The 17937-nt window shown below is 70.3% G+C and carries 15 protein-coding genes; 6 read left to right on the forward strand and 9 right to left on the reverse strand.

Annotated features, from left to right (window positions below; genetic code table 11):
* Positions 1–1084: 1084 nt before the first annotated feature.
* A complete protein-coding gene (locus E2651_RS28380) occupies positions 1085–1579 on the reverse strand; it encodes a YbjN domain-containing protein (RefSeq protein WP_135334088.1) in 495 nt (164 codons plus the stop codon).
* Positions 1572–2918: a D-inositol-3-phosphate glycosyltransferase gene (gene mshA, locus E2651_RS28385; RefSeq protein ID WP_209446267.1), complete on the reverse strand. Its 1347-nt coding sequence runs from the start codon at positions 2916–2918 to the stop codon at positions 1572–1574. Before mshA ends, E2651_RS28380 begins: the two co-directional genes overlap by 8 nt.
* Positions 2919–3082: 164 nt before the next feature.
* Between mshA and E2651_RS28390 the strand changes: the two genes are divergently transcribed.
* The 3 genes from E2651_RS28390 (at position 3083) to E2651_RS28400 (ending at position 6799) form a co-directional block, all read left to right on the forward strand.
* Entirely contained in the window at positions 3083–3880 is a 798-nt protein-coding gene (locus E2651_RS28390; RefSeq protein ID WP_135334090.1) for a class I SAM-dependent methyltransferase, read from the forward strand.
* A gap of 281 nt (positions 3881–4161) precedes the next feature.
* Positions 4162–5187 (forward strand): C40 family peptidase, encoded by a 1026-nt coding sequence (locus E2651_RS28395; RefSeq protein WP_135334101.1) that lies wholly within the window; start codon positions 4162–4164, stop codon positions 5185–5187.
* A gap of 307 nt (positions 5188–5494) precedes the next feature.
* Positions 5495–6799 carry a response regulator gene (locus E2651_RS28400; RefSeq protein ID WP_167828915.1) on the forward strand — a complete coding sequence of 435 codons (1305 nt, stop codon included), beginning with the start codon at positions 5495–5497 and terminating at the stop codon, positions 6797–6799.
* Positions 6800–6933: 134 nt separating this feature from the next.
* Here the strand turns inward: E2651_RS28400 and E2651_RS28405 are convergent, their stop codons facing one another.
* From E2651_RS28405 to E2651_RS28415, 3 genes are all read right to left on the reverse strand, one after another.
* A complete protein-coding gene (locus tag E2651_RS28405) occupies positions 6934–7272 on the reverse strand; it encodes a DUF2516 family protein (protein WP_209446268.1) in 339 nt (112 codons plus the stop codon).
* Positions 7273–7375: 103 nt separating this feature from the next.
* Complete coding sequence (locus E2651_RS28410; RefSeq protein ID WP_135334092.1) at positions 7376–7966, reverse strand: hypothetical protein; 591 nt, start codon at positions 7964–7966, stop codon at positions 7376–7378.
* Between the two features lie 24 nt (positions 7967–7990).
* Positions 7991–8533, reverse strand: a complete 543-nt coding sequence (locus E2651_RS28415; RefSeq protein ID WP_135334093.1) for a helix-turn-helix transcriptional regulator — start codon at positions 8531–8533, stop codon at positions 7991–7993.
* Positions 8534–8770: 237 nt separating this feature from the next.
* Here E2651_RS28415 and E2651_RS28420 point away from each other — a divergent pair, with 237 nt between their 5' ends.
* Positions 8771–11197 carry an excinuclease ABC subunit UvrA gene (locus E2651_RS28420; RefSeq protein ID WP_135334094.1) on the forward strand — a complete coding sequence of 809 codons (2427 nt, stop codon included), beginning with the start codon at positions 8771–8773 and terminating at the stop codon, positions 11195–11197.
* Here E2651_RS28420 and E2651_RS28425 read toward each other — a convergent pair.
* Positions 11182–12240 carry a helix-turn-helix domain-containing protein gene (locus E2651_RS28425; RefSeq protein ID WP_135334095.1) on the reverse strand — a complete coding sequence of 353 codons (1059 nt, stop codon included), beginning with the start codon at positions 12238–12240 and terminating at the stop codon, positions 11182–11184. The two genes, E2651_RS28420 and E2651_RS28425, sit on opposite strands and share 16 nt — an antisense overlap.
* Before the next feature lie 211 nt (positions 12241–12451).
* On the opposite strand from E2651_RS28425, the gene E2651_RS28430 reads away from it, so the two are divergent.
* Together E2651_RS28430 and E2651_RS28435 are read left to right on the forward strand one after the other, a co-directional pair.
* Positions 12452–13378 (forward strand): NAD(P)-binding domain-containing protein, encoded by a 927-nt coding sequence (locus tag E2651_RS28430; protein WP_135334096.1) that lies wholly within the window; start codon positions 12452–12454, stop codon positions 13376–13378.
* Between the two features lie 145 nt (positions 13379–13523).
* Positions 13524–14999, forward strand: a complete 1476-nt coding sequence (locus E2651_RS28435; protein WP_135334097.1) for a penicillin-binding protein 2 — start codon at positions 13524–13526, stop codon at positions 14997–14999.
* A gap of 88 nt (positions 15000–15087) precedes the next feature.
* On the opposite strand, the gene E2651_RS28440 is transcribed toward E2651_RS28435, so the two are convergent.
* The 3 genes from E2651_RS28440 to E2651_RS28450 all read right to left on the reverse strand — a co-directional run.
* Positions 15088–15936 carry an SRPBCC family protein gene (locus E2651_RS28440; RefSeq protein WP_135334098.1) on the reverse strand — a complete coding sequence of 283 codons (849 nt, stop codon included), beginning with the start codon at positions 15934–15936 and terminating at the stop codon, positions 15088–15090.
* A gap of 22 nt (positions 15937–15958) precedes the next feature.
* Entirely contained in the window at positions 15959–16273 is a 315-nt protein-coding gene (locus E2651_RS28445) for a metalloregulator ArsR/SmtB family transcription factor (protein ID WP_135334099.1), read from the reverse strand.
* Between the two features lie 65 nt (positions 16274–16338).
* Positions 16339–17937: AAA family ATPase (locus E2651_RS28450; protein WP_135334100.1), on the reverse strand; the 1599-nt coding region annotated here is incomplete at its 5' end.

Genomic DNA, 17937 nt, shown 5'->3' on the forward strand with positions numbered 1-17937 from the left:
GGATCTGGGGGTGGGTATACGGGGTGGAGGTGAACTCCCGCCAGAGGGCTGGGGTTTGCCCGGGCTCCCGCGCCCATGCGGTGCCGCCAGTCGCGGCCGCCGCTGCCGCTGCCGCTACGGCAATCGCGCCGCCGAGTACGCCACGTCTGCTGGGGTGCGCCATGTCTGTACTCATATCCACCGCTGCCTTCTATGGATGTGAACGCCGTTCATGTCTGCGATGGCGGTGAGCATGCCATGGGCTTGGCGCCTGGGGAAGGTGTGGGGCCCGGGGCTTTGATTGGTGCCGGGGCCGCCCGGTTGTCCCGAGATTGGCGGTTCCGGGCCGGGAGTAAAGGGCGCTCCTGCGTCGCGTCGGCTGCGCCGATTCCGCTTCGCTCCACCCTTGACACCCACCCCTCCACCGCGTGAAGCGAGATGACCGGGCGGCCCTGGAAGCGGGGCTCACGGGGACCACCCGGCGGGCCATCCGGCTTGAGCGCCGGGTGCGGACCAGTTCGTTTCAGCGTGCCGGGTGGGAGGGGTGCGCGGCCGCTCCGGGAATTGGTCCCGGCTTCGTCAAGCGACTGGCGACCGGATCTTCCGGGGCGGCCGTCACTCTTCACGCGAGGTGGGGGGTGGGGACCCTACTTTGGAAAAGTAGTGTTCTGACACAAGGGGGGCGCACGCAAAACGAAACACAACTTTTCCAAAGTAGGGTCCCCACACCCCCCCCACCAGCCTGCTCGCGATCAACAGCCGACGGCCGACAGCCGACGGCCGGTCGCCGGACGCTTGACGAAACCGGGACCCATCCCCGGAGCGGTCGCGTACCTCCGCTGAAACGGACTAGTCCGCACCCGGCGCTCAAGCCGGATGGCCCATCCCCGCATCCCCGTGAGCCCCGTTTCGTGGCCGCCCGGTCATCACGCTTCACGCGGTGGAGGGGTGGGAGTCAAGGGTGAAGCGAAGCGGAATCGGCGAAGCCGACGCGACCGAAGGGAGCGCCCTTTACTCCCACCCCGGAACCGCCAAGCTCGGGACAACCGGGCGGCCCCGGCACGAACACCAACACCGGCCCAGCAAAGCCCCCCGCCGAGGAAAGCTAGCTCCCCTGGGTCAAGTGGGTGAACGCGTCCAGGTTTCGTGTGGGCTCGCCCCGCGACACCCGCCACGCGTACTCCTTGCGAATCGCCGTCGCGAAACCCAGCTCAAGGAGTGTGTTGAAGGAGCCGTCCGCGTTCTCTAGGACCGAGCCGAGGAGGCGGTCCAGTTCCTCGGGGGTTACCGCGGAGAGCGGGAGCTTTCCGGTCAGGTAGATGTCGCCCAGGGAGTCGATCGCGTAACTCACGCCGTACAGGCGCAGGTTCCGCTCCAGGAGCCAGCGGTGGACCGCCGCGTCGTTCTCGTCGGGGTGGCGTACCACGAACGCCGTCAGCGACAGCGCATGCTTGCCCAGCTTGAGCGAGAGCGTCGTGGAGAGTTTGCGCGTGCCGGGGAGCTTCACTACGTAGGAGCCGGACTCCGGGTTCTCCCACTCGAGCTCGGCGTCGTTCAGCGTCTGCTCGATGATCGCCGGTGCGTCAGCCTGATCAGCCATGATGCGAGCGTACGCGACGCCGGTGCTCGTGCATGGCTGCCGTGTAGACGTCCGCCGTGGCGGACGCCGCCGTGTCCCAGCCGAAGGATTCCGCGTGCAGCGCGGCCGCCGCGCCCATGCGGTCCACGAGGTGGGGATTCTCGGCGAGATCGCGGAGTACGCGCGCGTAGTGGGCCGGTTCGTGGCCGGAGATCAGGAAGCCGGTCGTCTCGTCGCGCACTGCGACCGGCAGGCCGCCCACCGATGCCGCGAGCACCGGCGTGCCCGCCGCCTGCGCCTCTATGGCCACCAGGCCGAAGGACTCGCTGTAGGAGGGCATGACGAGGACGGAGGCCGCGCGGAACCAGTCCGCCAGCTGCTCCTGGTCTACCGGGGGCTGGAAGCGGACCACGTCCGCGATCCCCAGTTTGGCCGCGAGCTTCTGGAGGCCCTCCGGCTTGGCTAGGCCGCTGCCACTGGGGCCGCCCACCACCGGTACGACGATGTTCGAGCGCAGCTCGGGGCGCTGGTCCAGGAGGACCGCGACCGCGCGGAGCAGCACGTCCGGCGCCTTGAGCGGCTGGATGCGGCCCGCGAAGAGGGGGACCAAGGCGTCCTGCGGGAGGCCCAGGCGGTGGCGGGCCGCCGCGCGGCCGTCGGCGGGGCGGAAGCGGTCCAGGTTCACGCCGGGGTGGACGACTGCGACCTTGCCGGCCTCGGCTGCGTAGTGGCGTACGAGTTCGTCGGCCTCTTCGGAAGTGTTGGCGATCAGGCGGTCTGCCGCCCGCACGATCTGTGTCTCGCCGATCACGCGGGCCGCCGGCTCCGGAGTGTCGCCCGCCGCCAGCGCCGCGTTCTTGACCTTCGCCATCGTGTGCATCGCGTGCACCAGCGGCACACCCCAGCGCTCGGCGGCCAGCCAGCCGACGTGACCGCTCAGCCAGTAGTGGGAGTGGACCAGGTCGTAGTAGCCGGGGCGGTTGCCCGCCCACGCCTGCATCACGCCGTGTGTGAAGGCACAGAGCTGGGCGGGCAGCTCCTCCTTCGCCAGGCCTTCGTAGGGGCCCGCGTCCACGTGCCGGACCAGGACGCCGGGCGCGAGCTCGACGGCGGGCGGCAGCGCGCCCGTGGTCGAGCGCGTGAAGATCTCGACCTCCACGTTGATCGCGGCGAGGCGCTTGGCCAGCTCGACGATGTAGACGTTCATGCCGCCCGCGTCGCCCGTGCCGGGCTGGTGCAGCGGTGAGGTGTGCACGCTCAGCATCGCGACACGACGCGGGCGGCGGTGCGTACCGGGGAGCCGGAGCCTGCCGGGCGCCGCTGGAGAGAGACGACCGAGCCTGGACACGTACTGGGTCACGTGGCGGTCCTCACTTGCGCGTGCGGGCATGGCTTGCGGGAGGGCTCACAAAAGCCCTCCAGAGGGAGAACATCGGAAGGCTCGCCTCCATTTCCTCTTTGTCAAATCATTACCGGGCTGAGCTCAACCGTTGCCTGCCCGCGCGGGCGCATACCCTTTGCCCCATGGCCTCCCGCACCCCTTCCCGCCCCGTGGGAACGGTGACCCGCGGGACCACCAACCCCAACCGGCTGCGCCGCATGGACCGCTGGATCGCCGCCACGCACGGCGCCGAGCTGCGGCGCGCGGCCGACCCCGTGGCCGTCGACCTCGGCTACGGTGCCGCCCCCTGGACCGCCGTCGAACTGCTGGTGCGGCTGCGCACCGCCGCGCCCCACGCGCGCGTGGTCGGCGTCGAGATCGATCCGGCGCGGGTCGCGGCCGCGAAGCCGTACGAAAGGGAGGGGCTCTCCTTCCGGCACGGCGGCTTCGAGGTGCCGCTGCCGGGCAGGCCCGTGCTGATCCGGGCCGCCAACGTCCTGCGGCAGTACGACGAGGAACAGGTCGCCGCCGTGTGGGAGCGGCTGTGCGCGCGGCTCGCGCCCGGCGGGCTGCTGGTGGAGGGGACGTGCGACGAGATCGGGCGGCGGCACGTCTGGGTCGCGCTCGGCCCCGAAGGCCCGCGCACGGTGACCTTCGCGACCCGACTGGGCTCGCTCGAGCGGCCGTCCGACCTCGCCGAGCGGCTGCCGAAGGCGCTGATCCACCGGAACGTGCCGGGTGAGCCCGTACACGCGTTCCTGCGCGACTTCGACCGGGCCTGGGCGGCAGCGGCGCCGTACGCCTCGTACGGGGCGCGGCAGCGGTGGATCAGGACGGTGCGGGAGCTGGCCGCGGACTGGCCGGTGGCGGACCGGGCTTCGCGCTGGCGGCAGGGCGAAGTGACGGTGCGGTGGGAGGCGTTGGCGCCCCGTCAGGCGTGAACCGCACGTCAACCGCACGTCGGTCAGGCGTGAACCACGCCCCGCCAGGCGTGACCCACGCATGAACCGCCCCCCGCGTGGAACAGATCCCCCCGGCCTGACCTGCGGGGAACGATCTTCCAGTGCCGTTCGTCACATGAGAAGGGCAGCGGGGTGGGAGTTGCCGACGTGCTCTGTCGTATTGCGCGCCGACATGGCACCATCCCCGGGGCGACCACAAGTTACTGACGGTAAATCAGTTTTGGGGGAGGCGGGACGTGACCGGCAAGCGGAGTTCGACGATGGCTGGCATGGCGCTGATCTGCGCGGTGGCGGTGCTGACCACACCGGGCACGGCCTTCGCGAGTCCGGCCGAGCCAACACCCGGCAAGGCCAGGTCCCTTGAGGACGTACGCAAAGAGATCGACCGCCTCTACCACGAAGCGGGCGTCGCCACGGACGCGTACAACGCGGCCGAGGAGAAGTCGAAGAAGCAGTCCGAGCAGATCGTGAAGCTCGCCCGCTCCATCACCAAGGGCCAGCAGAAGCTCGACAAGCTCAAGTCCCGTGCGGGCGCCGCCGCCCGCGCCCAGTACCGCAGCGGCGGAATGCCCTCCGAGGCCCAGCTGATGCTCAGCGACGACCCGCAGGATTTCCTGGACGGCGCGGGGCGGATGCGGCAGGGCGCGAAGGCCACCAAGGGCATGCTGACCGAGCTCGGCCGGACGCAGGAGGACCTGCGGATCTACGCCAAGGACGCCACCGCCCAGTGGAAGAAGCTGGAAGCCAACCGCAAGGCGAAGGCCGCCTCGAAGAAGAAGATCAAGAAGAAGATCGAGGCCGCCGAGGACATGGAGTCCAAGCTCGAGAAGAAGGAGCTCGAGCGGCTCCGGAAGCTCGAGGAGGAGGCCGCCCTCAAGAAGCAGACGGCGTGGGTGAGTTCGGGTGTCCTGAAGGACATCAAGGGCAAGGCGACCGGCAAGGGCAAGAAGGCCGTCGAGTTCGCCACCGCGCAGATCGGCAAACCGTACGTGTGGGGCGCCGAGGGCCCGTCCTCGTACGACTGCTCGGGGCTCACCTCACAGGCCTGGGCGGCGGCCGGACGGGGCATTCCGCGTACGTCGCAGGAGCAGTGGAAGCAACTGCCGCACATCGACATCAAGAACATGCGCCCCGGCGACCTGATCATTTATCACCAGGACGCCAGCCATGTCGGGATGTACCTGGGCGACGGCGCGATCGTGCACGCACCGCGCCCCGGACGCGATGTCACCATCACGGGCGCGGGATCGATGCAGATCCTCGGGGTCGTACGGCCCGACAAGTAGCCGGCCGCCGGGAAAACGGCCGCCAAGTGACCGGTCCTGTGCGGTGAGTCAGTTGTACGGCCGTTCTGTGCCGTACGTCATGTGACCCACCGCACCCCCGCGTTCCGCACTCAACCCCTCCGGCGTGATGTTCGTCATCCCTGATGGGAGCCGTCGTGCCCAAATGCGGCCCTACATGCGGCATATGACGGTGGCCGTTTGCCGCTCGGCATTCCAATGGGGCCGCGGCTAACGCTATGGTCCCCGTCGGTGGTGCGGCGACCGTCGCCCCACCATGCCCTCGGGGGGAGGGAAGGAACCAATACCGATGCCCGTACCCATACCGCGGCAGAGAGCGATCCCGGCCGCGGAAGGCGGTCAGGCTCACGCTCTGCCGGCGCCCGTACCCACGTCCCCGGACGTGGCCGCACACCACCGCCCGACGGAACAGACAGTCGGCACCGGACTCAGCCTGCTGGTGATCGAGGACGACCCGGCAGGCTCACTCAGCGTCCCCGAGCTGCTCGACTCCGCGGGCAAGCCCATCCGCATCCGCACCGCCCGCAACCTCACCGAGGCCGAGCGGCTGCTCACCGACGACGTGCACTGCATCCTGCTCGACCTCGCCCTGACGGGGGCAGGCGCCTCCGAGGACGACGAGGACGAGCTCGCCATGCTCAAGCACGTGCTGCGCCTCGCGCCCCGGCACGCCGTCCTCGCGCTCACCGCGAACGGCGACTCCGAGACCGGCGCCGAAGCGGTGCGCGTGGGCGCCCAGGACTATCTCTTCCGGGACGAGCTGGACGGGCGGCTGCTCAGCCGCGCCATCCGGTACGCCGTGGAGCGCAAGCGCGCCGACGCCGCCCAGCGCCAGCTGACGGAGTCGCGCCTGCGGGCCCAGGAGAACGCCCGTCTGGAGCGCGGCCTGCTGCCCACGCCGCTGCTCGACGGCTCACCGCTGCGGTTCGCGGCCCGCTACCGCCCCGGGCGCTCGAGGGCGCTGCTCGGCGGCGACTTCTACGACACGGTGCGCACCCCCGACGGCTCGGTGCACGTCATGATCGGCGACGTCTGCGGCCACGGCCCCGACGAGGCCGCGCTCGGCGTCGAGCTGCGCATCGCCTGGCGGACCCTGACCTTCGCGGGCCTGTGCGGCGACGAGCTGCTCTCCACCCTGCAGAAGGTCCTGGAGCACGAGCGCGCCGACGACGAGATCTTCGCGACGCTCTGCACGGTCGACATCGCCCCTGACGGCCGCCGGGCCGGACTCTGCCTGGCAGGACACCCGTCCCCGCTGATCGTGCGCGACGGGCGCCTCGCGGAGCTGCTTCCGTACGAGAACAGCGGCCCCGCGCTCGGCCTGCTGCCGAACGCCCGCTGGCCGCGCCGCCAGGTGGAGCTGGGCGGCAAGTGGAGCCTGATGCTCTACACGGACGGCCTGATCGAGGGCCGCATCGGCGAGGGCAAGGAGCGCCTCGGCCAGGAGGGCATGGTGGAGATGGTCCGCCGCAAGATCGCGGCGGGGCTGCGGGGCGACGAGCTCCTGGAGGCCGCGGTCAACGAGGTCCGCGACCTCAACGGCGGCGACCTGACGGACGACGTGGCTGTGCTGCTGCTCGACCGGGACCGCTGAGCGCTCCGCTGGAATTGCGGTGATGGATCCGCGGGCCGGTGGGTGCTGGTCGCGCCCCGCGGCGGAGCCGCAGATCGATACAGCCCCGCGCCCCTTACGGGGCACGGTCCGCTTGGCCGCGGACGCGCCGGTGGCTACCGGCCGCCGTTGTAGGGCCCGTACGGCCCGTCACTGCTGGAGCCGCGGCGGCCACCGCCGCGGCCTCCGCCGGTGATCTGCCGCAGGGCGGGCCGCACGTCGACCATGTAGACGATGGTCGCGACGAGGCCGATGATCGGCAGGAACGACAGGATGTTGAAGATCAGGTTCACGATGAAGGCGAGCCCGAGGATGATCAGCCAGAACGGCTTGGTCTTCTTGTCCGCCGCGCGGTAGGCGTCCTCGCGCCGGACGGCCGCGTCGATGAGTGCGAAGCCGCTGAAGACGATCAGGGCCAACGACAGCAGCCACATGAAGTTTGCGAAGCCCTGCATCAGCACAACGTCCACCACCAGTCTCGGCTCTTGAGTACGCGGCCACCGTACCCGCTACCCGCAGAACGGGTCGGGCACTCCGAGAGTGCCCGACCCTCCGGTCCTACTTGGCCGACGGCGCGGTCTTCTTCGCCGTCGTCTTCTTGGCCGTGGTCTTCTTCGCCACCGGCTTCTTCGCCGGGGCGGCGCCCTGCGCATCGGCGGGCTTCGACTCCGAAGACTCCGAAGCGGCCGGCTCGGCGTCCGGCTCGACGGCCTCGGCCAGTTCCGAGATCTCCTCGGCGGCCTCGCCGCGCCAGGTCTTCACGGCCTGCTCACCGTGCTCGGCGACCTCCTCGTACTTCTCCCGCGCCTTGACCGCGTACTCGGCGGCCACGCCGACCGAGCGCAGCGCCAGGTCCTGAGCGCTCTCACCGAGCTTCTTCAGGTCGGTGTCGAGGGTGCCGATGAACTCGGTGACCTTGGCCTGGATCGTCTCCTGCGCCTCCTTGGCGCGGGCGGCGGCCTTGTCCTGGACGGCCTTGGTGTCGGTGTTGCGCACGGCGTCGAAACGGGCCGGCGCCTCGGCGATCAGCTGCTCGACCAGGCCCGGAACCTTCTTGGCCTGCTGGTACGCCAGGTCGGCGGTACCCGCGGCGAAGTAGGCGGGGGTGGGGTTGCTGAGGGTCTTGTACAGGTCGTCCTTGATGGCCATGGCGATGGTCCTCCCGGAATCTCTTCAGCTTGAGGGGTGGTCCTTGGGGCTGGCATCACTGCCGTCGGCCGTGCGGGGGCCGTCAGCGGTGGCGTCCGTTCCTTCCGCTTCTTCCGCGTGCGGCGCTTCTTCCGCGTGCGGCGCTTCTTCCGCGTACAACGCGTCATCCGCGTACAACGCGTCATCCGCGTACGAGGCGTCATCGGCGTACGACGAGACCTCGAAGCCGTTCTCCTTGCGGAACGACTCGTAGATCTGCAACAGCACTTGCTTCTGCCGCTCGTTGATGGACGGGTCGGCGAGGATGACGGCGCGCGTCTCCAGCTCGTCCCGCTCCTTCTCGTCGAGGATCCCGGCCCGGACGTACAGCGTCTCGGCGGAGATCCGCAGCGCCTTGGCCACCTGTTGAAGGACTTCGGCGCTCGGCTTGCGCAGGCCGCGCTCGATCTGGCTCAGATACGGATTGGACACCCCGGCGGCGTCGGCGAGCTGCCGCAGCGACAGCTGCGCGTTGCGCCGCTGCTCACGCAGGTACTCACCGAGATTGCCGACGTTGAGTGATGCCATACGCCGATACTGCACTGCCCTTGCTAACTATTGCAAGCACATGCTTGCAAAAGTGTGCCAGGCCACGTCGGACGCCGGAGAGATGACGGAGAGATGCCGCAGAGATGCCGCAGAGATGCCGCAAAGATCAGCAGCCGGACAGATCAGGATTCGAGAAGCGCGGGCCCCCGCGCCCGGCCTACCGTGAGGCAGGCGACGGAGACCGCGCAGGCGGCCCGCACGACGGATGGAGACGCGATGAGTACGGCCAAGAGGAAGGGCACGCAGCCGCCCGCGCCGCACGCCGCCGACAGCCACGACCTGATCCGTGTGCACGGCGCCCGCGTGAACAACCTCAAGGACGTCAGCATCGAGATCCCGAAGCGGCGCCTCACGGTGTTCACCGGCGTCTCCGGCTCGGGCAAGAGCTCGCTGGTGTTCAACACGATCGCCGCCGAGTCGCAGCGGATGATCAACGAGACGTACAGCGCCTTCCTGCAGGGCTTCATGCCGACCCTGGCGCGGCCCGAGGTCGACGTGCTCGACGGCCTCACCACCGCGATCACCGTCGACCAGCAGCGGATGGGCGCCGACCCGCGCTCCACCGTCGGCACCGCCACCGACGCCAACGCGATGCTGCGGATCCTCTTCAGCCGGCTCGGCAAGCCGCACATCGGCCCGCCCAGCGCCTACTCCTTCAACACCGCTTCGGTCAGGGCGAGCGGCGGCATCACCGTCGAACGCGGTGCCGCCAAGACCAAGACCGTGAAGGCGACCTTCAACCGCACCGGCGGCATGTGTACGCGCTGCGAGGGCCGTGGCTCGGTCTCCGACATCGATCTCACCCAGCTCTACGACGACTCCAAGTCGCTCTCCGAAGGCGCGTTCACCATCCCGGGCTGGAAGTCGGACAGCCAGTGGACCGTGCAGGTCTACGCCCAGTCCGGCCTCGTCGACCCGGACAAGCCGATCCGGAAGTACACCAAGAAGGAGCTGCGGGACTTCCTCTACGGGGAGCCGATGAAGGTCAAGGTCAACGGCGTCAACCTGACCTACGAGGGGCTGATCCCCAAGATCCAGAAGTCGTTCCTGTCCAAGGACAAGGAGGCGATGCAGCCGCACATCCGGGCGTTCGTGGAGCGGGCCGTCACCTTCACCGTCTGCCCCGAGTGCGACGGGACGCGGCTCAGCGAGGGGGCCAGGTCCTCGAAGATCAAGCGGATCAGCATCGCCGACGCCTGTGCGATGGAGATCCGGGATCTGGCCGAGTGGGTCCGGGGCCTGAAAGAGCCTTCCCCAAGCTCTTCGAGCAGGGGATACCCCACTGTCGCGCCGCTGCTCACCGCGCTGCAGCACACCCTCGACTCGTTCGTGCGGATCGGCCTCGGCTACCTCGCGCTCGACCGGCCCGCCGGCACGCTGTCGGGCGGCGAGGCCCAGCGCGTCAAGATGATCCGCCACCTCGGCTCCTCGCTCACCGATGTCACGTACGTCTTCGACGAGCCCACCATCGGCCTGCACCCCCATGACATCCAGCGCATGAACGACCTGCTGCTTCAGCTGCGGGACAAGGGCAACACGGTGCTCGTCGTGGAGCACAAGCCGGAGGCGATCGCCATCGCCGACCATGTCGTGGACCTCGGTCCGGGCGCGGGTTCGGCGGGCGGCACCGTCTGCTTCGAGGGCAGCATCGAGGAGCTGCGGGCCAGTGACACCGTCACCGGACGGCATCTCGACGACCGGGCCAAGCTCAAGGCGACGGTGCGCGAGTCCACCGGCACCCTGGAGATCCGCGGCGCCACCCGCAACAACCTGCGGGACGTGGACGTCGACGTGCCGCTCGGGGTGCTGTGCGTCGTCACCGGCGTCGCCGGATCCGGCAAGAGCTCGCTCATCCACGGCTCCGTCCCCGCCGACGCGGGCGTGGTGTCGGTCGACCAGGCGCCGATCAAGGGATCGCGGCGCAGCAACCCGGCGACGTACACCGGACTGCTCGACCCGATCCGCAAGGCGTTCGCCAAGGCCAACGACGTGAAGCCGGCGTTGTTCAGCGCCAACTCCGAGGGCGCCTGCCCCGCCTGCAACGGCGCCGGCGTCATCTACACCGACCTGGGGATGATGGCGGGCGTCGAGTCCACCTGCGAGGACTGCGACGGGAAGCGGTTCCAGGCCGAGGTTCTTGAGTACACCTTCGGCGGCAAGGACATCAGCGAGGTGCTCGCGATGTCGGTGGCCGAGGCCGAGGAGTTCTTCGGCTCGGGCGACGCACGCACACCGGCCGCGCACAAGATCCTCGACCGCCTCGCCGACGTCGGCCTCGGCTACCTCAGCCTCGGCCAGCCGCTCACCACGCTGTCCGGCGGCGAGCGGCAGCGGCTCAAGCTGGCCACGCACATGGGCGACAAGGGCGGCGTGTACGTCCTCGACGAGCCGACGACGGGCCTGCACCTCGCCGATGTCGAGCAGCTGCTCGGCCTGCTCGACCGGCTCGTGGAAGCCGGCAAGTCGGTCATCGTCATCGAGCACCACCAGGCGGTCATGGCGCACGCCGACTGGATCATCGACCTCGGGCCCGGCGCGGGACACGACGGCGGCAAGATCGTCTTCGAGGGGACGCCGGGCGAACTGGTCGCCGACCGGTCCACGCTCACGGGCGAGCACCTCGCGGCCTACGTCGGCGCCTGACCGGTGCCCGCTGTCACCTGACCGGTGCCCGCTGTCACCTGACCGGGGCCCGCTGTCATACGGGGGAAGGCCCGCCGGTAGTCCCCCGGTGACACGCCCACCTGCTTGAGGAAGTGGTGGCGGAGGTTGTTCGCCGTTCCCAGGCCGCTGAGTACGCCGATGCGCTCGATCGGCAGGTCCGTCGACTCCAGGAGGCTCTGGGCGCGCGCGAGGCGCTGGTTGAGCAGCCACTGGAGCGGGGTCGTGCCGGTGGCCGCCTGGAGGCGGCGGTACAGCGTGCGCGGGCTCATGGCCGCGTGCCGGGCCAGGTCGTCGACGGTCAGGGGGCGGTCCAGGCGGGCGCGGGCCCATTCCAGTACGGGCGCAAGGCCCTCGTCGTCCGTCGCGGGCACCGAGAGGTCGATGAACTGGGCCTGGCCGCCGGGGCGGTGGGCGGGCACCACCATCCGCCGGGCCAGCTGGTTGGCGACGTGCGCGCCGAGGTCGCGGCGGACCAGGTGCAGGCACAGGTCGAGGCCCGCGCTCACTCCCGCGCTGGTGAGGATGGAACCGTCGTCCACATAGAGGACGGAATCGTCGACCTCCACCTTCGGGTAGCGCTCGGCCAGTTGGGCCGTGTGCATCCAGTGCGCGGTGGCCCTGCGGCCGTCGAGCAGGCCCGCCTCCGCGAGCGCGAAGGCGCCGGTGCACAGGGAGACCATCCGGGCGCCCGCCTCGTACGCGCGGCGCAGGGCGGGGGCAAGGCCCGGCGGCAGCGGTTCACCGTCGTCGACGCAGGCGTCCGGCACCGACGTCACGATGACGGTGTCCGCGCCGGCCAGGTCGTCGAGTCCGTACGGCGTACGCAGCGAAAGGCCGGTGTCTCCGGCGCCCCCGGCACCCCCGCCCTCATACGCGCTGCACAGCCGGAAGTCGTACCAGTGGTCCGAGAGATCCGGCTGGGGCTTCCCGAACACCGTGCAGGGGATGCTCAGTTCGTACAGATCCCACGAGGGGATCGCTATCTCCTCGGTCACGACCAACGCGACGGAACCAGCGCTCATGGGGTGAGGGTAGGACGCGGGTCTGACATCGGGTGCGTCCCGACATCGGGTGCGTCCCGACATCGGGTGCGTCCCGACATCGGGTGCGTCCCGGCATCGGGTGCGTCCCGGCATCGGGTGCGTGGCGACATCGGGTGCGTGGCGGGAATTTGGTGGTCGGCGTCATCCCTGTCACTGTCCGGTGTTGTCGCGCGCTGCGAGCGTGGTCCGCATGAGCACAGAGATCAACGCCACGAGCACAGAGAACACCACCCCCGCACAGAAGACCCCCGTCACCATCATCGGCCTCGGCAACATGGGCTCGGCGCTCGCCGCCACCCTCCTGGACGCCGGGCATCCCACCACCGTCTGGAACCGCTCCCCCGGCAAGGCGGCGGCCCTCGTCGACCGGGGCGCGCGGCTCGCCGCGAACCCGCAAGAGGCCATCGCCGCCAGCCCGTTGATCGTCGCCTGCGTCCTGGACCACGACGCGCTGCACGCCGTCGTCGCCCCGGTCGCCGCCGCCGGAGGCCTCGCGGGCAAGGCCCTGGTCAACCTCACGTCCGGCTCCCCCGAGCAGGCCGACGAGGCGGCGGCGTGGGCGGGTTCGCTGGACCTCGGCTATCTCGACGGGGCGATCATGACGACGCCGCCCGGGGTCGGGAGCCCGGAGATGATGTTCCTGTACAGCGGTTCGGGCGACGTCTTCGAGGCGCACCGCCCGGCGCTCGCCGCCCTCGGCGACCCGCTGTACCTCGGCGAGGAACCGGGCCGCGCCTCCCTCTACGACGTCGCGCTGCTCGGCCTGATGTGGGCCACGTTCACCGGCTGGCTGCACGGCACGGCCCTGCTCGGCAAGGACACCGAGGCCACCGACTTCACCCCCGTCGCCATCCGCTGGCTCACGCACGCCGTCGCCGGCTTCCTCACCACGTACGCGCCCCAGGTCGACGCCGGGCACTATCCGGGCGACGACGCCACCGTCGACGTACAGATCGCGACGATCGACCACCTCATCCACGCGGCGGCCGACCGCGGCATCGACAACGCGCTGCCCGAACTCCTCAAGGCCACCATGGAGCGGGCCCGCGCCGCGGGGCACGGATCCGACAGCTACGCGAGCGTGATCGAGGTGCTTCGGGGGGAGCCTGTCGTGTGACTGTTCGGAAACAACGGCGGAAAGAACCGTGAACCCGTGCAACATGATGGCCCCGTGCACATGATGGATCGGCATCACGTCCATCACGTCCATCACGTCCATCACGTCCATCACGTCCTGGTGTCACGGGTCTTGGGGGGACCGCATGAACAAGCCGCTGCGTCACATAGCCGTCTTCTGCGGCGTGCTCACGCTCGCCCTGCTGCTGCGCGCTACGTGGATCCAGTTCGCCGAGAGCGACAAGCTCTCCAGCCACGAGAAGAACCGCCGCGTCCAGATCGAGGCCTTCTCGCACCCGCGCGGCGACATCATCGTCGGCGGGAAGCCCATCACCGGGTCCAAGGAAGTCGGCGGGACGGACTTCAAGTACCAGCGGGTCTTCAAGGAAGGCCCCATGTACGCCCCGGTCACCGGCTACTTCTCGCAGGCCCAGGGCTCGACGTTCCTCGAGGGCGTGCACAACGGCGTACTGAGCGGTGACGACGACCGGCTCTTCATCCGCCGCACCCTGGACATGCTGACCGGCGAGAAGCGGCGCGGCGGCGACGTCATCACCACCATCGACCCGAAGGCCCAACAGGCCGCCTACCAGGGCCTGGTGGACCTCGACGCGCGCGGCGCGGTGGTCGCGCTCGACCCGCGCTCCGGCAAGGTGCTCGCGATGGCAAGCACTCCTTCGTACGACCCGTCCTCCTTCGCCGGGATCTCGGCGAAGGAGGGCAAGGAGTTCACCCGGCTCAGGAAGAACAAGGACCAGCCGCTGTCCAACCGGGCGCTGCGCGAGATCTATCCGCCGGGCTCCACCTTCAAGGTGCTCACCGCGGCCGCCGCCCTGGAGCACGGCGTGGTCGACGACATCGACAAGCCGACCGGCGCCAAGGCCCCCTACAAGCTGCCGCTCAGCTCCACCACGATCGGCAACGACGTGCCGGGCGCGCCCTGCGACAAGGCGTCCCTGAAGGTCGGCATGCAGTGGTCGTGCAACAACGTCTTCCTCGACACCGCACTGAAGGTCGGCGACGACGACATGCGCGAGACGGCGGAGAAGTTCGGCTTCAACGAGCAGCAGTTCATCCCGGTCCGCTCCTCGGCGAGCAGCTACCCGGAGGACCTCGACAAGCCGCAGACCGCGCTGACCGGGATGGGCCAGGGCTCTCTCACCAGTACGCCGCTGCAGATGGCGATGGTCGCGGCGGGGCTCGCCAACGACGGCAAGGTGATGAAGCCGTACATGGTCGAGGAGCTGCGCGGCCCCGACCTCTCGACGATCGAGAAGGGCAAGCCCGAGGAGCTCAGCCAGGCCGTCTCCGAGGACACCGCGGGGAAGGTACAGGAGATGATGGAGCACACCGTCGAGGAGGGCACGGCGAACAAGGCCCAGATCGACGGCGTCACCGTCGGCGGCAAGACCGGCACCGCCCAGCACGGCTCGAACGTCAACGACGAGCGCCCGTACGCCTGGTTCATCTCCTACGCCAAGCTGGACGATGGCTCTTCGCCGGTCGCGGTCGCGGTGTTCGTGGACCCCAAGGACATGGACATCCCGCGGTCGGAGATCGCGGGCGGGCGGCTTGGGGGGCCGATCGCGAAGTCGGTCATGGAGGCGGTGCTGGACGACTGACCGGCCTCTTCACCGCTGCTTCGCCGCTGCTTTGCCGCTGCTTCGCCGCTGATTCGCCGCTGATTCGCCGCTGATTCGCCGCTGCGGGTCAGCTCTCCAGCAACTGCCCCGCCAGCCGCTCGAGCCGCGCGTGCCAGGCCGCCAGCACCGCTTCCGCGTCGTCCATGACGCCCGTCTGCGTGAGGACGAGCCGGGCCCCGTGCCCCGTGCCCTCGACGAACTCCCACCGCACCTCGCCCTTGGGATGCACGGCGTACGTGAGTGACGTCGGCGCCCACACCGAGGTGACCGGACCGGCCGAGATGCCGTCCGCGAGGAAACCGTCGGGCGCGGTGTCGCCCTCCAACGGCTCCTCCCCCGCGCACAGTTCGGCCCACACCTTGTTCGCGAACCGGACCAGCTGCCGCTCGAAGCGGATGCCGTCGCCGGTCACCTCGCCGCGACCGAGGTCGAACTGCTCCAGATACGCCTCGTGCAGCTCCCCCGCGTCCTGGCTCACCTCGGCGGGGCCGCCGTCGAGGAACTGGCCGAGCGCCGAGAGGCACAGGTGCCAGCCGGAGGCGAAGCTCGCGGCGCCGAAACGGTCGCCGAAGGTGTGCTCGAGCGTGAGGAGCGAGCCCTGTCCGTCGGGGCCGTCGGGGGCGATCTCCCAGCGCAGATGGTCGTCGCCCCAGCTGAAGGCGAAGAGGCGGGGCTCCTCGGCGTCGGTGACCTCGCCGGTCATGCCGGGGCCCTCGTCGCCGGGGAAGTGGAACCCCATCGCGCCGCCCGGCTTCAGCTCCAGGGTCACCTCGGAGGGGAACCAGTTGGCCAGGTGCGCGGGTTGAGTGATCGCGGCCCACACCTTGGCGGGCGGATGCGCGAGGCGCCGCTCCATCCGCAGGACGCTGTGCCGGCCGTCGTCGGCGGGGCCGAGGGTGTCGGAGTGCGGGTTCATGAGGAGTCACCGTCCATGGTCATCAGGACTCACCGTCCATCACGTCGAGGTGCCGTTCGAGGGCGTCGAGACTGCCGGACCAGAGGTGCCGGTAGTGCGCGAGCCACGCGTCGAGCTCTTCGAGAGGCTCGGGCCGCAGCTCGTACCAGCGGCGCTGCGCGTCCTGCCGCACCCGCACGAGCCCGGCGTCGCGCAGCACCCGCAGATGCTTGGACGTGCCGGGCTGGCTGATGCCGAGCCGCTCGGTGAGCTCACCCACCAGGTGGGGGCGCTCCAGGAGCAGATCGAGGATCTTCCGGCGGCTCGGCTCGGCGAGGACGTCGAACGGTATGGGCATATCTCGAACATACGCCGCGAGCTATATAACCGCAACGGCATGCACTCCGTCAGCGGCTGCTGCGCTCAGTCCCGCCCCTCCCACGGCAGCCCCCGGCTGTGCAGCACGTCGAGCCGGGACACCGCCCTGGTCAGGACGACGTACAGGCGACTGGGCCCGCGGCTCTCCGCCTCCGCGATGGCCGCGGGTTCGACGGCGACCACATGGTCGTACTCAAGCCCCTTCGCGACGGACGCGGGCAGCACCGTCACGCGGGCGCCCAGCTCGTCCGGGCCCGCGCTCTCGATGCCCGCGGCGGTGAGGGCCTCGCGGAGGCCGGGGGTGTCGGCGTCGGCGGCGATGACGCCGACGGAACCCTCACGGGTCAGCGCGGCACGCACCGCGTCGACGGCGGCCGCACCCACGTCGCTCACCTCCTGAATCCTCAACTCACCGTCGCGGCGCAGGGATCGGGCGGGCGGAACGTCGACGTCGAGGGTGGCGAGGACACGGTTGGCGAGGCCCACGACCGCCTTCGGGACGCGGAAGCCGGTGGTCAGCGGGGCGACGGCAGCATCCGGCTTCCCCAGATGGGCGAGGAGTCCGGGCCAGTCGCGGGCGGCCCAGGGGGTCGTGCCCTGCGCGAGGTCGCCGAGGACCGTGAGCGAGCCGAAGCCGGCGCGGCGGGCGATGGCGCGGGCCTCCATCGGGGAGAGGTCCTGCGCCTCGTCGACGACGATGTGGCCGTACCCCTCGGGCCGTTCGATGAGCCCCGCGAGCTCGTCGAGCAGGACGAGATCGGCGCCGGACCACTTCGCCGACTTGTACGAGCGCGGCGCCTTGCCCCAGCCGATCGCCTGCTGCTCCTCGGCCGTGAGGACGCCGTCGGCCGCGGCGGCGAGCGCTTCCGGGTCGGCGAGCAGGGCGGCGAGCACCTCTTCGGGCCGCGTCCTCGGCCAGGCAGCGTCGACGAAGGCCGATACGGGGCGGGCCCGGGAGATCTTCTGCAGCCAGGCGTTGTTCACGGCGCCGGCGCGCCGCTCGGCCTGGAGCTGGATGTGCCGGACGGCGCGGGTACGAACACGCTCACGGCCGACGGCGTACGGGGGCTCCTCCGCACGCACGTCCTCGATGATCCGCTCCAGCTCGTCGAGCGGGACCCGCCAGGTGTACGAACCTTCGGGTACGGCAAGGGAGTTGGCGGGCGGCGCGACGCGCTCGTAGAGGGCCCTTCGCAGTACGGCGGCCATCCGGGCGTCGTGCTTGACGCGGGCCGCGGCCTCGCTGTCGCGGGCGCGCACGGGGGCGGTGGGGCGGGCGATCTCGTCCTCGACGGTGGACTGCCGTACGCCGGTCTCGCCGAGAGACGGGAGCACCTCGGCGATATAGCGGAGGAAGGTGCGGTTGGGGCCGAGGATGAGGAGTCCGGCGCGCTGCACGCGCTGGGGGTAGGTGTAGAGGAGATACGCGGCACGGTGCAGGCCGACGGCCGTCTTTCCGGTGCCGGGGGCGCCCTGGACACAGACGGAGGCGGCGAGTTCACCGCGTACGAGGTCGTCCTGCTCGGGCTGGATGGTGGCGGCGATGTCACGCATGGGGCCGACGCGGGGCCGCTCGATCTCGCCGGTGAGGATGCGGCTGCCCTGCGCGGGCGGCGCGGCGGGGGTGTTCGGCGCGGGCGGCGC

Origin of the sequence: Streptomyces sp. MZ04, assembly GCF_004684775.1 — a bacterium.
In the GTDB taxonomy this organism is placed as follows: domain Bacteria; phylum Actinomycetota; class Actinomycetes; order Streptomycetales; family Streptomycetaceae; genus Streptomyces.

What these genes read in the sequence shown, in the direction of transcription:
- E2651_RS28420 (WP_135334094.1), top strand. Translation starts at nt 8,771, where the DNA reads ATGAGTACGGCCAAGAGGAAGGGCACGCAGCCGCCCGCGCCGCACGCC.
- E2651_RS28430 (WP_135334096.1), top strand. Translation starts at nt 12,452, where the DNA reads ATGAGCACAGAGATCAACGCCACGAGCACAGAGAACACCACCCCCGCA.
- E2651_RS28415 (WP_135334093.1), bottom strand. Translation starts at nt 8,533, where the DNA reads ATGGCATCACTCAACGTCGGCAATCTCGGTGAGTACCTGCGTGAGCAG.
- E2651_RS28425 (WP_135334095.1), bottom strand. Translation starts at nt 12,240, where the DNA reads ATGAGCGCTGGTTCCGTCGCGTTGGTCGTGACCGAGGAGATAGCGATC.
- E2651_RS28390 (WP_135334090.1), top strand. Translation starts at nt 3,083, where the DNA reads ATGGCCTCCCGCACCCCTTCCCGCCCCGTGGGAACGGTGACCCGCGGG.
- E2651_RS28440 (WP_135334098.1), bottom strand. Translation starts at nt 15,936, where the DNA reads ATGAACCCGCACTCCGACACCCTCGGCCCCGCCGACGACGGCCGGCAC.
- E2651_RS28410 (WP_135334092.1), bottom strand. Translation starts at nt 7,966, where the DNA reads ATGGCCATCAAGGACGACCTGTACAAGACCCTCAGCAACCCCACCCCC.
- E2651_RS28435 (WP_135334097.1), top strand. Translation starts at nt 13,524, where the DNA reads ATGAACAAGCCGCTGCGTCACATAGCCGTCTTCTGCGGCGTGCTCACG.
- E2651_RS28400 (WP_167828915.1), top strand. Translation starts at nt 5,495, where the DNA reads ATGCCCGTACCCATACCGCGGCAGAGAGCGATCCCGGCCGCGGAAGGC.
- E2651_RS28380 (WP_135334088.1), bottom strand. Translation starts at nt 1,579, where the DNA reads ATGGCTGATCAGGCTGACGCACCGGCGATCATCGAGCAGACGCTGAAC.
- E2651_RS28405 (WP_209446268.1), bottom strand. Translation starts at nt 7,272, where the DNA reads ATGCAGGGCTTCGCAAACTTCATGTGGCTGCTGTCGTTGGCCCTGATC.
- E2651_RS28445 (WP_135334099.1), bottom strand. Translation starts at nt 16,273, where the DNA reads ATGCCCATACCGTTCGACGTCCTCGCCGAGCCGAGCCGCCGGAAGATC.
- E2651_RS28395 (WP_135334101.1), top strand. Translation starts at nt 4,162, where the DNA reads ATGGCTGGCATGGCGCTGATCTGCGCGGTGGCGGTGCTGACCACACCG.